Below are 15,694 nucleotides of genomic sequence, written 5' to 3' on the forward strand. Positions count from 1 at the left end.
GAGACGCACCATGACAGCGCAGGGCCTCGAAGTGATCGATCAGAGCGTTCATTTGACCCATGAGTGGATCAACGAGTTGGCAGGGCGGTTGGACTGGACCTCGAAGCGCTCTGCTTTGCGGCTGATGCGCGTGACCTTGCACCGCATCTGCGACCATCTGCTGGTCGATGAGGTGGCCCAGTTTTCTGCGCAACTGCCGGTCCTGATCCGCGGTTTCTACTATGAAGGTTGGGTGCCCAAGAATACGCCGATCCGGGAAAGACGGGTGGCGGATTTCACCGCCTTCATCGGCCACCATATGGCGGACACGGCAGAGTATCGCGGCGGCGAGGACATCAGGTGTGTGTTCGATTTGCTCAACGCCCGGATCAGCCGGGGCGAAGTGGAGGATGTCCGCGCAAATCTGCCGGAAGATCTACGTGACCTGTGGCCCCGGCCTTGAACGGATGAAAGCCACACAAACCTTGCGAGGCTTTCCCGGCTTGTCCCTGCAGCACAAATCCTTGCAGATCAGTCGTCGCTGCCTTCCGCAAGGCCTCGCAAGGCGGTTGGGCGTTGAATGATGATCGTGTGAATGTTGTGGATCGCGATGATCTGGCTTTTGCGCAGCTGGGTGAATGTGCGGCTGACGGTCTCTGTGGTCAGTCCCAAAAAATCGGCAATGTCAGACCGGCTCATCGGCAGGTTGATCTGGCGGTAGGCACCCAGATCCTCACCAACCCGGTCCGACAGAACGGACAAAAACGAGGCCAGCTTTTCCGTCGCCGATTTGCGCCCCAGCATCATGAAATGATCCTGCATCGCGCTGATTTCGCGCAAAGCGGCCTGCAACAAGGCGCGGTGCAATTCAGGATCACCCTCACCGTTTTCCAGATGGGACCGGCGGAACGGTTGTAGGCGCACATCCGTGAGGGCCTCGCAATCGGTGTGATGCAACCCCGCCGCCGGAAATCCCACGATGTCGCCGGGATAGCCAAAGGCGATGACCTGCCGGCGACCATCTGCCAACAGCCGGGTCAGACGCAGCACGCCGCTGGTGACCTGGTACAACCATTCGACCTCGTCGCCTTCGAAATACAGGTATGCACCCGGTTTCAGGCGTGCTTCGGCGGCTTTTGGCGCGCTGCAGGCAAGGGGTGCGGTGGACGGGAAGGGGGCAATGTCGCATGGTATCGTGACATACATCTGGCAGACCTCCGGTTAGTCGAGGTCACCTTGATCCGCCTGTGTAATCTGAATTATTGTGCATGTGGTGTTTTTTGTATCGTTTTGTAACGCGCAGATCCGGCACGGGGTTTGCGGGCGGGCGGTTGAGTGTTTCGGTGCGCCGCACAAACACGCGAAAAGAGATCGGAATGAAAGATCAGACAGTCCTCGTGGTCGAGGACGATCCCAAGATCAGCAACCTGTTGCGCAACGTGCTTGAGGATGAGGGCGCGCGCGTCGTCGAGGCGGAAACCGCCACCGAGGTCATGCGCATTCTCGCAGAGATGCCTGTCGGTCTGGTCACGCTTGATCTTCAACTGGGGGCTGACAACGGGGTCGACATCGCCCGCCAGATTCGCGCGGCGTCAAACGTGCCCATCATCATGGTGACCGGCAAGGACGACGTGATTGACCGCGTTGTCGGGCTCGAAGTTGGCGCCGACGACTACATCACCAAACCCTTTCATGTGCGCGAATTTATTGCCCGTGTGCGCAGTGTCCTGCGCAGGTCCGCCACTGCGGCTATGGGGGCGGGCGCGCCGATCCGTGACGGGCAATCCGAACGGGCACAGTTCTGTTTCGATGGCATGACAGCCTTTCCCGACCGGCTTGAGCTGATCGACCGCGAGGATGCGTCCTGCGATCTGACCAGCGGAGATTTCAAACTGCTCAGCGTGTTTCTCAACAGCCCCAAGCGGGTGCTGTCGCGGGACCAGCTGATGGACCGGACCGGCGGCACGGAATGGAGCCCGCTGGATCGCACCATCGACAATCAGGTCGCGCGTCTGCGCAAAAAGATCGAGCGTGATCCGTCAAACCCCAAACTGATCAAGACGGTGCGCGGTGTGGGGTATACGTTCGCCTGCGATGTGGAGGCCGTTCAGCCCTCAACGGTTCCAGCCAAAAGCGCCTGAAGACGCGTTGCCAATTCTGATTGGCGGTAGGGTTTGTGCAGGATGTCAAAGGGCGTGTCATGCGCCATCGACCCGGTGACCACGTCACTGGCATATCCCGAGGTGAGTAACACTTTGAGCTTGGGAAATTCAGCCGCGATCTTCGCTGCCAGATCATAGCCGTTCAGCCCGCCCGGCATTACGAGATCAGAGAACACCACGTCGACCTGCGTGCCGCCCTTCAGCATCGCATAGGCCTGATCGCCGCTTTCCGCCTCAAGGGTTGCAAATCCCAGATCGCGAATGCGCTCGATCGACAGTTGGCGCACGCGCGCGTTGTCCTCGACGATCAGAATCGTCTCGCCGTTGCCACGGGGCGGGGTCTGTTTTTCGCCTGTTGTGTGACCGGCGCTGCCTGTCGTGGACTCCTCAACCAAGGCGGGGAAATAGAGACCGAAACTCGAACCCAGACCAAGCTCGCTATAAAGCGTGACGTGACCACCGGATTGGCGGACAAAGCCATAGACCATCGCCAGTCCCAATCCCGTGCCGCCTGTGTCTGCCTTGGTGGTAAAGAACGGCTCGAACGCGCGGCGCTGCGCCTCGATGCTCATGCCCGCACCATCGTCGCTGATAGACAGCCGCACGTATTCCCCCGGCGCGATATCGGTTTCCTGCGCCATATAGCTGTCGTCGATGGTGACATTGGCGATGGATACCAGCAACTCTCCCCCCGCACCCATCGCATCGCGGGCATTCAGCGCGAGGTTCATCAGGGCGGATTGCAGTTGAACCGGGTCGATCATTACCGGCGCAAGGTCCTCGGCAAAATCGGACTGAATCCGATAGGTCGCCCCGATGGTCCGTTTGAGCAGGGAGAGGGTGTTGGCACATAGTTCGCGCAGGTCGGATTTGACCGGTTTGAGATTGCTCTGCCGGGCAAAGACCATCAACCGCGTCGTCAGGTCAGCGCCCATTTCGGCAGAGGCCAGCGCGTCCTTGATCAACGGCATCTGGCGCTCATCCGCGCCGCGCATCTCGAGCAATTCCAGATTGCCCATGATCACGGTCAGCAGGTTGTTGAAATCGTGGGCGATGCCACCGGTCAACGCGCCAATGGCATCAAGGCGCTGCGAGCGGGCCAGTGCATCCTCGGTTGCCTTGCGGTGGGTGCGGTCATGCAGGATTGCGATAAACAGGCGCTTGCCCTCGACCCGCGAATGGCCCACGGACAGGTGCAGCGGGAACACGGTACCGTCCTTGCGCTGCCCCTCAACGTCGCGGCCGATGTCGATGATCCGCTTTTCGCCCGTCTTGATGTGGTGGGACATGAACCCGTCGTGCAATGCGGCCAGGGCCTTGGGCATCAGAATGTTGACGCTCTGGCCCAGCATGTCGGCCACGTCGAATTGGAACATGCGCGCGGCAGCGGCGTTTGTGCGCAATATCTTACCTGCCTGATCCGAAACAACTATCGCATCCACCGCCGCGTCCATGATGGCATGCAAGACGGCACTATCGGTTGCAGTATCGGCCATGACAGGTGTCCCTTTTGACTGACCCTGCCAAATGCTGCGCCTGTGGCGCAAGCTGGAATTGATATGCATCAAGGGTCGTCGATTTTGCCGTGACAAAGCTCGGGAAGACATAGTGGGGACCTGTCCCGCATCGGCGTGCGCGCACGTTTTTTGCAGGCTAGGGCATCATCAAAGGAAAAAGACCATGTTCACAAACATCATCGTTGGCCTGGACGGCTCGCAGAAATCCAAGGATGCGGCCCGGATCGCTTTTGATCTTGGCAAGTATTATTCGGGTACTGTGACGCTGGTTCATGTCCCGCATGCGGAAACGGCCGCCTTCGTGGTTGGCGCGGTTTCGGGTTATCGCGCGGCAATCACCTTGCCGAGCTTTGACGAGATCGAAAAGGCAGGGCAGCATGTTCTGGACGAGGTTCTGGCCATCGCCGCCGACCTGGGGTTTGAAAAGGTCAAAACCCATATGCCGCATGGCGAGGCGGCCACCGAACTGCTGCAGCATGCGGAAGAGATCGGTGCCGACCTGATCGTGACTGGGCGTCGCGGACTCAGCGGCCTGTCCAGTCTGGTTCTTGGCAGCACAACCCAGCGCATCAATCACCTTGCGAAATGTGCTTGCCTGTCAGTGGTTTAAAGTTTTCGGCGTTTCCTGCCTTAGGTCGCTTTCAAATTGCCTAGGGATCGGAGTCTTGTTCATTCCGCGCTCAATCAAACCCGTTTGTGCCGTCATCTACGAGGATTCGGCGGTGCCCCTCTGATCTTGCCTCAGCGTTTCTGCTGTCAGGCCGTGGGTCAAATCGGACAATGTCATCACCCCCTTCAGGCTGTGCTCAGACACAACGAGGAATTTTCGACGCCCCGTCTGCCTGATCCTATTCAGTATGTCCGGCAGGGACGTGTCAGGCGTCACCATCACGTCGTCCCGCAGACCGACGAAAACGTCGCCCACGCGGGTGCTGGCCCAGTTTTCCCGATCAATGCCGGACAGCACCAAACGGTCGATATGGCCCAACAACACCGACCCCTCCACGACGGGCACGAAACTGACATTGTGGCGCAGCATGATCTGATTGACCAAGGCGGCAAGGGTCGTTTCGGGGCTGACGGTGATCGGGTCACGGGTCATCAACGTCTCGACGTCCTGCCCCTCCAACACCGATTTTGTCAGTTGCGCCGTGTAGGCCGCGCGCGCCGCCATCAGGACAAAGCCGCCGATCAACATCTGCCACAGGCCGACGACAAGCGCGCCCTGAAACATGGCCGTGATCCCAAGCGCCATCAGGAAATACGCAAAGAACGTGCCGGATCGCGTGGCTGTGCGCGTCGCCGCCAGAACGTCGCCAGAACGATGCCAGAGATAGGCCCGCAACACGCGACCGCCATCCAGCGGAAAGGCGGGCACCATGTTGAACAAGGCCAGCAGCAGATTGATCAGCGCCAGATAGGACAGAATTTCGACACTCGCCGACCCAAGGCCCGTCAGGCTGGCCACTCCGGACATGCCCCAGAAACCGAACGCTAAAACAAACGAGACCAGCGGACCGGCAAGTGCAATCCACAGCTCGCTGAGCCCCGATTTCGGCTCGGCCTCAAGTTCGGCCACCCCGCCGAACAGGAACAATGTGATGGATTTGATTGGCACCCCCAAGTGGCGGGCGACAATGGAATGGGCCAATTCGTGCACCAGTAGCGACGCAAACAGACCCAGCATCGCGATGACCGCCATCGCAAGATAGGCATGGTCCGAATGGCCCGGCACCGCGTCAGGAAAATACTGCTGCGACAGGCTCCAGGTGATCAGGGCCGCAATGATCAGCCAACTCGGATCGATCCTGATATCGAATGTGTTGATGGAAAAGAGTTTTACGGAGCTTGCGAACATGATCAGGCCTATCCTTAAGGCGATCCTAGCCTGCAAGACTTGCAATGCATTGACTTTGCTCAAGTAAGATCAGCCAGGGTGGAACAAGCCGCCGACGCCATAGGCCAATAGTGCAGCGACCCCGCCGATCAACAGCGTCTCGGCGCCTGACCTCCACCATTTGGCCAAGGACCAGCGGCTCTTTCCGGCCCCGATCAGAAAGAAGGTGATCAGCGTTGCGCAGACGGACAGGGCAAACGGGTCGTGCAGGCCAAAGACAAACGGGATCAGGGGCACGGCGCCCGCCATCAGAAACGCGGCAAAAGTGGCCAGTGCCGCGCGCAAGGGGTTGGGATCATCTCGCGTCAGACCGTATTCATCCGTCAGCATCAGAGCGATCCAATTCTCCTCGTTTTGTGCAATCGCGGCCGTGGCTTGCGTCAAAACGATGCCGGACAATCCGCGCAAGGCAAGGATTTGGCGCAATTCCTCCATCTCGCCTTCGCGATGGTTGGCGATGTGACGTTGTTCGATTTGGATGATGCGTTTGCGGTCATCCAGTTCGGCCTTGGTTCCGGAATAGTTGCTGGCGGCCATGGAAAACCCGTCGGCCAGAATGTTTGCCAGCCCAAGCGCGACGATGATGCTGTGCGACAACCCGGCGCCTTCCACCCCTGCGACAATGGCAAAGGTCGTCACCGCGCCGTCGATCCCGCCGTAGATCATATCCTTTAACGGGCTGTAGCGCTGACCTTCGGACAGGCGACGCGTGATCTCTTGCGGGCTGTGCCCATGCTCAATGGTCATGGCCGGACGATAGGATACGGCATCGACAGGCGATTGAGGAAAATCAAGGGCATGGGCGCAGATCTCGCTAACCCAATGCGATGCACATTCCCGTCACAACGCTTGGTCAAAGTCTGCTGGTCTTCGCGGCCTGCGCGGCTTGCGTGTGGATTGCGGGCGCGCGCCTTGCCTACACGGCGGACGCGCTGGCGGACCGGTTCCGGCTGGCCAAGTCGCTGGTCGGCCTGTTGCTGTTGTCGCTCGCCACGTCTTTGCCCGAAGTTGCAACGACGCTGACTGCAGCCGCGCAGCAAGCACGCGATCTGGTGCTGAACAACCTTTTTGGCGGGATTGCCTTGCAGACGGCCATTCTGGCGATGTCGGATTTCTGGGCGCGCGGCCCGATCACCAATTATCCACGCAAGGCCAATCACGCGCTCGAAGCGACGTTGCTGGTGCTGCTCTTGTCGGTTGCGTTGATCGTCACCAATCTGGGCGAGACTTTTGTGATTGCGGGGGTTGGTCTGGGCAGCATTGCCATCGGTGTGATCTATTGCGGTGCCATCTGGTTGTTGCGGCGCTATGACGACAGCAGCGATTGGGTGCCTGTCGATCTGCCCGATCCCGATCCGCTGGCCTTTCCTGCCCCGACTGGGCTGAATGATGCGGGGAACGCCGCGCTGATCTGGCAGGCGGCTGCGGCCTGCCTTGCCATTCTCGTCTTTGGTCTGCTGTTGGTCGTCTTTGCCGAGCGGATTGCGGATCAGTCGGGACTGGGCACCGGGTTTGTCGGGGTCACGCTGCTGGCGGCGGCAACCTCTCTGCCTGAGCTGACAACCAGCATCGCCGCCGTGCGCATCGGGGCCTACACAATGGCAATTTCAAACATCTTTGGCAGCAATCTGATCATGCTGGTGTTGGTCCTGCCGGCGGATATGCTGTTTCGCGCCGGGCCGATCCTGCAAGACACATCACGCACCGTCAGCCTTGCACTGGCCTTTGGGCTGGCGGTCACCGCCATTTTTCTCACTGGGCTGATCGTGCGGCGCAAGCCGCGGCTGGGTGAGTTTGGGCTGGACTCCATTCTGGTTCTGCTGACCTTTCTAGGAAGTCTTGTGGCCTATTACGTCGCGCGGTAGCGGGGCGGGGCGCAGCGCCTTTGCGATCTCCGGCACCACGAGGATGGGAAGCGCAAAGGCACCGATCAGCAGCCATTCGTCCCCCCCGATAGGCACCGTGTGCAGCAGCAGCTGAAGCGGTGGCCAATAGACAGCCGCCACCTGCGCCCCAAGCGTTACGGCAAGCGCGATCAACAGAAACGGGTTGCTGAACCACCCGATGCGCCAGCTTGTCAGACGCAGGGACCGAAAGGCAAAGACGCTGACCTTTTCAAAAACCACCATGGCGGTGAAGGCCGCTGTCCGCGCCAGCTCCACACCCTGATCCATCAAGTGAAAGAAGATCCAGAGGCTGGAGAGGCCAGTATAGGTGCCCAACAGGACAATCGTGACAATCCCGCTGGTCCCCAAGATCGGAGTGTCCTTGTGGCGCGGTGGCTGTTGCATCTGATCCGGCTCGGATTTTTCCAACCCGAGGGCAACGGCGGTGACCCCATCGGTCACAAGGTTCATCCATAGAATTTGTGTGGCGAGAAAGACCAGAGGACCGCCGATGGCGATATTGATGACCAATGCGATGACTTCACCCGCGTTGGACGACAGAAGATAGCGAACAAACTTCTGCACATTTGCGAACTGCCGCCGTCCCTCGCCGATGGCCCGCACGATCGTGGCAAAGTTGTCATCGAGTAGAACCAAATCGGATGCGTCCCGCGCGACATCCGTGCCCCTGATCCCCATGGACACGCCGATGTCGGCCTGTTTGAGGGCGGGCGCGTCGTTGACCCCATCGCCTGTCATCGCCACAATCTGCCCCTGCGCTTGCAGGACCGACACGATGCGCATTTTCTGTTCGGGCTTGGTGCGGGCAAACAGGACATCAGCTTGCAGCACGTCGCTGAGTTGTATGGCATCCAATCCATCCAGGTCCGCTCCGGTCAGTTGCCGCGTCACGGGCAAAGCAAGTTGTCGGGCGATGGCATCGGCAGTGATCGGGCTGTCACCGGTGATCATCACGACGCGAATGCCTGCTGAGTGCGCCATCGCAATGGCGTCCCGGACTTCGACGCGCGGCGGATCAATCAGGCCGACCAGCCCGAGAAAGGTCATGCTACCTTCGGCAATCTGGTGATCCGGCGCCGGGCGGCAGGCAAAGCCCATGACGCGCAGGCCTTGTTTCGCCAATCTCGCATAGGCTGCCTCGATGTCTTGGTGCTCTGTCTCGCCGATCGGGCGGGCACCGGTCTGCGTCATCACATGGGTGCAGACCTCAAGCACTTGTTCCGGCGCGCCCTTGGTCAGGATTTCGGGCCCCTCTGCGCTTTGATACAAGACGGACATCCGTTTGCGCGCACTGCTGAAAGGCAGCTCCGCCATCAGGTTGCGCTCTTGCGGCAGGTCGCACCACCCCTTGTAGCCCAGGGTGATCAGCGCCCCTTCGGTCGGGGCACCGACCATCTGCCAGCCATCGCCGGTGCGGGTCAGATGCGCATGACTGCAATAAAGGCCGGTTTTCAGGACCGCGCCCAGCACCGCATCATCCGCCGCCCGTATCCGCGTGCCGTTCCATTCGATATGCCCCGCCGGATCGTACCCAGTGCCGGTCACCCGATATTGCCGATCCAGCGTCCAGACCTGAGTCGCGGTCATTTTGTTTTCGGTTAATGTGCCGGTCTTGTCGGTGCATATCACCGACGCCGCGCCGAGGGTCTCGACCGCCTGCAAGCGGCGGGCCAGCGCGTTCTGACGCACCATCGCCGTGGCACCAAGGGCCAGGGTGATGGTCACTACGGCGGGCAACCCTTCGGGCACCATGGCAACCGACAAGGACAGGCCGGTCATCACCATTTCCGTCAGATCACGGCCCAGCCAGATGCCAAGCCCGGCAACCGCTGCCGCGACCAAAAGCGCCGCAATCCCCAGTTGACGCGCCAGATGCCCAAGCTTGATTTGCAGATTGGTTGTCTTGGTCCCGACCGATCCCGTCAAATGCGCGATCTTGCCAAATTCAGTGGCGGGCCCTGTTGCGGTGACGCACACTTCTGCCCGCCCGGACGTGACGGAGGTGCCTGCAAACACTTCGGCATGTTCGGGCGCGACCCCTTTGGAGACTGGCACGGATTCCCCGGTCAGCACGCTTTCATCGATCGACAGGTCCGCGGCGTGCAGCACGCGCGCATCTGCGGCAACCTTGGTGCCCGGTGTCAGGATCAGGATGTCGCCCGGTACGATGTCGCGGGCGGCGACAATCTGCTCGCGACCATCGCGCAGGACCAGCGCCTGCGGCGACAGCATCTCGCGCAAGGCGCTCAGCGCGGTTTCGGCCTTCCATTCCTGCACAAAGCCGAGGCCCGCATTCAGCACCACGACCAATCCGATGGTCAGCGCGTCCACCCGTTCGCCAAGGGCGACGGCGACGGCCGCTGCAATGATCAGGATCAACACAAGAAAGCTCGAAAACTGGCGCAGCAGCACCCGCAAGGGGCCTGTCTGTTTCACCTTGGGCAATTCGTTCCAACCATGCACGCGCCGGGCTGCAAGCACGTCAGCGTCGGTCAGTCCGGTGGGGAGTTGCGTATCGGCCATTCTGCATCCTCTGCGCGGGAAGTGTTGATGCAGGTATCGGCAACAATCACCACCGCTGATTGAGCCATGTCAAAGCACGCAGGTATGGGCCGCATATGATCGTCGCATGTCACCACAAACCGGAGGACCAGAGATGGCCGACAAGTCACCAACCGAGGACAAGTCACCGACGTCCGATGCGCCGTTCAACGCGATCACGCAGCTTCAGGAGGCGGGATTGGGCAGTATGATGGGCATGGGCACAGCATGGGCGGAGGCCATCAGCGACATGAGCGCCGAGGTGGCCCATTTCGTGGCCGAACGGATCAAGGAAGACGTGAAAACCCAGCATCAGATTCTGCATTGTCAGAACGTGGCAGACCTGCAGCACATTCAGGCGCAATTCATCCAGAAAGCGATGGATCAGTATCAGGCCGAAACCGGCAAACTGGTGGAGATGGGCACCAAGGCCTTTGCACCCAAAAAGAACTGAGCGCTGCGGCTATCCAAGAACGTGACGACCCGGCGCGGCCCCCAGTGTTTTCTGGGGGGCCGCCGTTTGCGTTCGTTCATTGCTGTGCTGTTGCAGCCATCCCGCCCAGTGAGGCCACCACGACCCGTCTTGCGGGCTGTGAGCGTCATACCATTTGGGTGCGGTGATGTGCGCATCGCCTTCGGCCTTGTGCCCGCTGCGGAAATGGCGACCCTTGTGGCCGGGCTCTGAAAGGATGCCGCCATTGTGCCCGCCATTGGTCAGAACAAATGTGACGTCGGTGTCGCTCAGCAACGCCAAACGGTACACCGACGTCCAGGGCGAGACATGATCGGTCTCGGTTGCGACGCAATAGATATCCGCGCGGATGTCGCTCAGGGCCACCGCCTTGCCATCCACCTTGAACCGCCCCTTTGCCAGATCGTTTTTGAGGAACAGCCGGCGCAGATATTCGGTGTGCATGCGGGCAGGCATCCGAGTTGCATCGGCGTTCCATGCCATCAGCGGATTGTCCGCCGTGCGTTCGCCCAGCAGATAGTGGCGGATCACCCGGCTCCAGATCAGGTCATTGGAGCGCAAGAGCTGGAACGCACCGGTCATCTGGTCCGCTTTCAGATAGCCGCGCGTTGCCATCAGGTCCTCAAGAAACGCCACCTGACTTTCGTTGATGAACAGGCCCAACTCGCCGGGTTCGGAAAAATCCACCTGCGCGGCCAACAGGCTGACGCTGGCCAGGCAGTCATCCCCGTCGCGCGCCAAAGCCGCCGAGACAATCGACAAAAGCGTACCGCCCAGACAATAGCCAGCAGCATGCAGGCGCGGATGCCCGATGTCCTTGATATGCTGGATGGCGGCGCGCACGCCGAGGTCGACATAGTCCTGCAGGGACAGGTCTGCGTCCGCCTCGTCCGGGTTTTTCCAGGACAGGATGAAAACCTCGAACCCCTGATCGCGCAGATAGGCAACCAGCGAGCGTTGCGCCGTCAAATCCAGAATATAGAATTTCATGATCCACGCGGGCACAATCAGGATCGGTTCGCGATGAACGATTTCTGTGGTCGGGCGGTAGAGGATCAGCTCGACCAGCGCATTGCGCATCACCACATCCCCGGGGGTCGTGGCCAGATCCTTGCCAACTTTGTGACGGCCCGAGGTGCGTGGCGCTTTCGCCAGAAGACGGTTGAAATCCTCCATCCAGTAACGCGCCCCGCGCAGCAGGTTTTGCCCCTGTTCCTCTTGCGTGCGTTTTCGGACCAGCGGGTTCGTCGCGGCAAAGTTGGCAGGGGACAGCATATCAAGCCATTGGCGTGCTGCGAAGTTCACGATGCTGGCGTGTTTGGGGTCCACGCCGTGCACATCGGTTGTGGCGGCATCCCACCAGTTTTGAGTGGCCAAAAAGCCTTGCGCCAAATGGGAATAGGGAAAGGCATCCCATGCCGGATCGGCAAACCTGGGATCGCTGCGTTCTTGCGGTTCTGCACCTTCAAGGGCGAGTTTGAGCAATTCAGCCTGTTTTTCCGGCGATCCAGCAATGTGCAGCCACCAATCCAGATAAGCCGTCGCAAGGGCTGAGGGTGAAAGCCCTCCGGTCAACTGCGCCAGCGCCGCATGCCATTGCGCGTCAAGTCCGGCAGGGCGGGCTTGATCCGCACTCATAACTGCGACCTTTCCACGAGGGACACGCCTGCCGTGATCTCGTCGCTGGGGTGGGTGATGACGCGTTCACCGACCTCCAAACCGTTTATGACCTGAACCATCCGGTCATTGCGCCGCCCCAGCGTCACGGCGCGCCGTTCGGCCACGCCCTCGACCGCGACGAAAACCGCCCAGCCCTCGTCAGACGGAAACACCGCGCTGAGTGGCACCTGTAGCGTATCTTCTGCGCGCCACTCGATGATGCGCAAAAAGACCGAAAACCCGTCGCCCAGATTGGGCCGTTTGTCGGCAGGCGTTGTCATCAGAAAATAGGCATCCACCCGCTGTTCCTCGATCCCCAATGCCGAGACTTTGGTGCGGGCCTTTGGATCAATCCGGTCCAGTGTCGCATGCAAAACCTCCGTACCTCCCCAGCGTTCGACATAGGCCTGCGCGCCGGGACTGAGCCGCACCGCGTCGTTTGACAGGATATCTGCGACCAGTTCGAGCTCTTGCGGATCGCCGATACTGACCAGTGGCGTGCCGATGGACACGGGCCGTTCGCTGATTGCAGCAACCGACAGGACAACGCCATCGCTGGGTGCCCGAACCTCGACGCAGCAGCTTTCGCTTGCAGCTTGAGGGCTGTCGGGCAGCATCAGGGTCGCCCGCGCGCGTTCAATTGCGCCATCCGCCATCTGAATGCGGGCCTGCGCTGCCTCGATGGTCGCATTGGCCACCGCAAGTCGCTGCGCGTCGTCCTCAAGCCGCGTGAGGGATGCCACGCCGCGGGTGACCAGGGCCTCGGTTCGGACGAACTGGGACTGGGCAAAACGGGCTGTTTCCTCGGCCTGTTTCAAATCCGCCTGCGCGACGTGGCGCGCGGCCATGGCCTCTTGTAATGCTGCCTCGGCCTGCAATTGCGCGCGGGCGTCCAGCAAGGCGGATGAGGCCGGGCGCACAACGGCAACCACCGTTTCACCACCCTGCACCAGATCCCCTTCGGACACAGGCGAGCGCAGTGCGGTGCCTGAGATCGGCGAGGCCACCTCGAACAGATCACGCACCTGGCTTTGACCTTCGGCGTTGATTGTCACCTCGAGCGGGCCTTTTGTGACCGTGGCCAGATCGATTGGCACGGGATCCTCGCGAAAGCTGACATAGGACAACCCGGCCACAAGCGCGACGCCAATGCCGATCAGGACAGTTGTGCGGGTGGAATAAGACATCGGGTCACTCCCTTGTTTTCATGACAGAAACCAGATCGAGACGGTCAAGCCGTCGCCGCACGATCATCACCGAGACAAAGGCGGCGCACAGCACGACAAGACTGGCAGTTGTGAAGGTTGCAGGCCTGAGCACCAGCGGGATGCTATAGAGGTCACTGGTGAAACTGGTGGACATCAGCTGCGCGATCCAGGCACCGATCAGCCAGCCAAAGGGTTGCGCGATCAGGGCGATCAGCATCATCTCTCCGATCAGAATGTAGCTGACCTCGCCACGGCCAAAGCCAAGGATGCGCAGGCTGGCCAGTTCCCGCGCGCGCTCGGACAACTGGATGCGGGCTGCGTTGTAGGACACACCAACGGTGATCAGCACGGCAATACCGATGTAGATCGTGTTCATCACCACGATGTTCTGCTCAACCGTATCCTGAAAGGACTGGCGGTTCTCGTTCATCTCGACGAGGCCGCTGATCTCCGGTGTGTCCTTGATCGCTGCATGCAGTGCTTCGATCCGGGTGTCATCCAGAGTGACGTTCACGATCGAGACGCGCGGCGCCTGTCGAAACATCGCGTTCATGGACTCAAAGTCCATATAGGCCCCTAGCCCGAAACGCAGTTCGACCAGGTCCACCACCCGCAACGCAAAAGTCTCGCGACGACCGCTCAGGAATTCGACCTCGATGCTGTCACCGGCCTGCACGTCCAGATGCGCGGCCAAACGATAGGACAGGACAATCCCACCGGGCGGGACATCGATTCGGCGGCCGTCTGCATCCAGCACCCGGCTCAGATCGTTGCCGGGGCGGCGGGATTCGACGGCTGTGCGTTTGGTGCGGTGACCGTGGCGCAGTATGGCAGCGTGAGCTTGTTGGCCTTCTGTTTGCAAAACGCCGGGCAAGTGGCGCACGTTTTCCACGGCGGCCTCGGGCACGTCCTGCGCAAACAGCACCATCACGTCCTGCCGGTTGGTTTGATAAAACGCCAGATCGACGATTTCATCCAATGCATCATTGATGAACGTGGCCGCAATCACCGACGCCACCGCGAGGGCCAGACCCAACGATGTCAGAAAACTGCGCAGTGGCCAGCGCAGCAAGGAACGCAGGATCATCACGGTGGATTGCGCCAGCCGCATCCGCGCCATTGCCACATCAATGAACGAGCGTTTGAATCGGGGCGGGGCCGGGGGCTGCATCGCGATCGCAGGGGCAAGTTTGGCCGCCTTGAGGGCCGCCTGGGCCGCGCCAAGGCTGGTGGTGAACAACCCGACCAGACCCGCAGCGGCGTAGACCCAATAGGACACTCGAAAAATCACGAATGGAAAATTGAAGAATTCTGCGTATTGGGCCGCCGTATCGCGGGCAAGTATCGTGCCTGCGATCCATCCGACGCCAACGCCGACAACGGCGATCAGCCCGGCCAGCATCAGGAAGTGCAGGCAGATCTCGGTGTTGGAATAGCCGATGGCCTTGAGCAGGCCGATCTCGCTGCGTTCCAGCGCGATGATCCGGCCCATGACCATGCTGACCAGAAACGCCGAGATGCCAAAAAAGATCGGTGGCAGGATCGCGGCCATGCCCTTGAGCTGATCGATCTCGGCATCCAGAAAGGCGTCAGACTGATGTGTGGATCGGTCATAGGCACCAAGGCCTCCGAACGGTTCCAGCAGGGTATCAAGCGCATCAATCGCCGGGGCCGTCTGCATCCCCGCAGCCAGTGACAGCGAAACGTCGTTGAAGGCCCCGGTCATGTCATAGGCCGCCGCCGCCGCGCGTTCGGGCATCCAGATGATCCCGAACACTGCATTGTCGGGCATCATCGCGCCTGGGCCGATGGTGTAGATGAATTCGGGCGACAACACGGTGCCGACAATGGTCAACTCGCGTTTCTGGCCACGCAAATTGGCGCTGAAACTGTCACCCTCAACAAACCCGTTGGCCTGCGCAAAGGGAGCGTTCACCACAATCTCGTCCGTGCTGAGCGGATCGGGAAACCGACCCGAGACCAGCAGAGGAACATTCAGCACAGGATCAGCGGTTTCGGGATAGGACAGGATGTGCCCCACGGCTGTGCGCGTACGGCCCGGGATATCAAGGATCGCTTCGCCCGATATCCGCGCCTCAACGCCCAGCACCCCATCGATCTGAGCAATTTCCGACAGAAGGGACAAGGGCGCGCGTCGGGCCACGGCAAAGACGTCCGCAAATCGGTTGCGCTCGTAATAGGCGGTGCGCGTTTCCGAAAGCGCGGTGTACATACCTACAGAGGTCAGCAAGATTGCCACACCACATGCCAGGACCAGCGCAATGGCAAGCGCCTGTATCCACAATCGCTTGAAATCGCGCAGCAATTTACGGTCTATGGCCTGCATCCCGC

Annotated in this window: 13 protein-coding genes; 5 read left to right on the forward strand and 8 right to left on the reverse strand. The window is 60.4% G+C overall.

The genetic code is table 11. The features are described 5' to 3' along the window. Positions 1–10 precede the first annotated feature (10 nt). On the forward strand, positions 11–442 hold the full coding sequence (locus tag Q1A89_RS19810; RefSeq protein ID WP_299732615.1) for a DUF2267 domain-containing protein: 432 nt from the start codon (positions 11–13) through the stop codon (positions 440–442). Between the two features lie 68 nt (positions 443–510). Here Q1A89_RS19810 and Q1A89_RS19815 read toward each other — a convergent pair whose 3' ends face one another. After that, positions 511–1,185 carry a helix-turn-helix domain-containing protein gene (locus Q1A89_RS19815; RefSeq protein WP_299732618.1) on the reverse strand — a complete coding sequence of 225 codons (675 nt, stop codon included), beginning with the start codon at positions 1,183–1,185 and terminating at the stop codon, positions 511–513. Positions 1,186–1,355: 170 nt separating this feature from the next. Here Q1A89_RS19815 and Q1A89_RS19820 point away from each other — a divergent pair, with 170 nt between their 5' ends. Beyond that, positions 1,356–2,120, forward strand: coding sequence for a response regulator (locus Q1A89_RS19820; protein ID WP_299732621.1), 765 nt, complete (start codon positions 1,356–1,358; stop codon positions 2,118–2,120). On the opposite strand, the gene Q1A89_RS19825 is transcribed toward Q1A89_RS19820, so the two are convergent. Continuing rightward, positions 2,087–3,637 carry a PAS domain S-box protein gene (locus Q1A89_RS19825; protein ID WP_299732624.1) on the reverse strand — a complete coding sequence of 517 codons (1,551 nt, stop codon included), beginning with the start codon at positions 3,635–3,637 and terminating at the stop codon, positions 2,087–2,089. The two genes, Q1A89_RS19820 and Q1A89_RS19825, sit on opposite strands and share 34 nt — an antisense overlap. 184 nt (positions 3,638–3,821) lie before the next feature. Between Q1A89_RS19825 and Q1A89_RS19830 the strand changes: the two genes are divergently transcribed. Then, entirely contained in the window at positions 3,822–4,268 is a 447-nt protein-coding gene (locus Q1A89_RS19830) for a universal stress protein (RefSeq protein WP_299732627.1), read from the forward strand. Positions 4,269–4,364: 96 nt separating this feature from the next. Here the strand turns inward: Q1A89_RS19830 and Q1A89_RS19835 are convergent, their stop codons facing one another. Both Q1A89_RS19835 and Q1A89_RS19840 read right to left on the reverse strand, forming a co-directional pair. Further along, positions 4,365–5,516 (reverse strand): site-2 protease family protein, encoded by a 1,152-nt coding sequence (locus Q1A89_RS19835; protein ID WP_299732630.1) that lies wholly within the window; start codon positions 5,514–5,516, stop codon positions 4,365–4,367. 69 nt (positions 5,517–5,585) lie between these two features. Next, complete coding sequence (locus Q1A89_RS19840; protein ID WP_299732633.1) at positions 5,586–6,302, reverse strand: VIT1/CCC1 transporter family protein; 717 nt, start codon at positions 6,300–6,302, stop codon at positions 5,586–5,588. Positions 6,303–6,382: 80 nt separating this feature from the next. Here Q1A89_RS19840 and Q1A89_RS19845 point away from each other — a divergent pair, with 80 nt between their 5' ends. After that, positions 6,383–7,420 carry a hypothetical protein gene (locus tag Q1A89_RS19845; protein WP_299732636.1) on the forward strand — a complete coding sequence of 346 codons (1,038 nt, stop codon included), beginning with the start codon at positions 6,383–6,385 and terminating at the stop codon, positions 7,418–7,420. On the opposite strand, the gene Q1A89_RS19850 is transcribed toward Q1A89_RS19845, so the two are convergent. Continuing rightward, the gene (locus Q1A89_RS19850; protein WP_299732639.1) at positions 7,385–9,985 is read right to left on the reverse strand and encodes a cation-transporting P-type ATPase; all 2,601 of its coding nucleotides are present in this window, start codon (positions 9,983–9,985) and stop codon (positions 7,385–7,387) included. The two genes, Q1A89_RS19845 and Q1A89_RS19850, sit on opposite strands and share 36 nt — an antisense overlap. Positions 9,986–10,118: 133 nt before the next feature. Between Q1A89_RS19850 and Q1A89_RS19855 the strand changes: the two genes are divergently transcribed. Beyond that, positions 10,119–10,457 carry a phasin family protein gene (locus Q1A89_RS19855; RefSeq protein WP_299732642.1) on the forward strand — a complete coding sequence of 113 codons (339 nt, stop codon included), beginning with the start codon at positions 10,119–10,121 and terminating at the stop codon, positions 10,455–10,457. Between the two features lie 9 nt (positions 10,458–10,466). Here Q1A89_RS19855 and Q1A89_RS19860 read toward each other — a convergent pair whose 3' ends face one another. Genes Q1A89_RS19860 through Q1A89_RS19870 form a run of 3 tightly spaced genes read right to left on the reverse strand, consistent with a single transcriptional unit; the run spans position 10,467 to position 15,689 of the window. Next, complete coding sequence (locus tag Q1A89_RS19860) at positions 10,467–12,113, reverse strand: alpha/beta fold hydrolase (protein ID WP_299732645.1); 1,647 nt, start codon at positions 12,111–12,113, stop codon at positions 10,467–10,469. Continuing rightward, positions 12,110–13,321 carry an HlyD family efflux transporter periplasmic adaptor subunit gene (locus Q1A89_RS19865; RefSeq protein ID WP_299732648.1) on the reverse strand — a complete coding sequence of 404 codons (1,212 nt, stop codon included), beginning with the start codon at positions 13,319–13,321 and terminating at the stop codon, positions 12,110–12,112. Before Q1A89_RS19865 ends, Q1A89_RS19860 begins: the two co-directional genes overlap by 4 nt. A 4-nt stretch (positions 13,322–13,325) precedes the next feature. Then, entirely contained in the window at positions 13,326–15,689 is a 2,364-nt protein-coding gene (locus Q1A89_RS19870; protein ID WP_299732651.1) for an FtsX-like permease family protein, read from the reverse strand. Between the last annotated feature and the right edge of the window lie 5 nt (positions 15,690–15,694).

The sequence above is a fragment of the uncultured Tateyamaria sp. genome, from assembly GCF_947503045.1.
In the GTDB taxonomy this organism is placed as follows: domain Bacteria; phylum Pseudomonadota; class Alphaproteobacteria; order Rhodobacterales; family Rhodobacteraceae; genus Tateyamaria.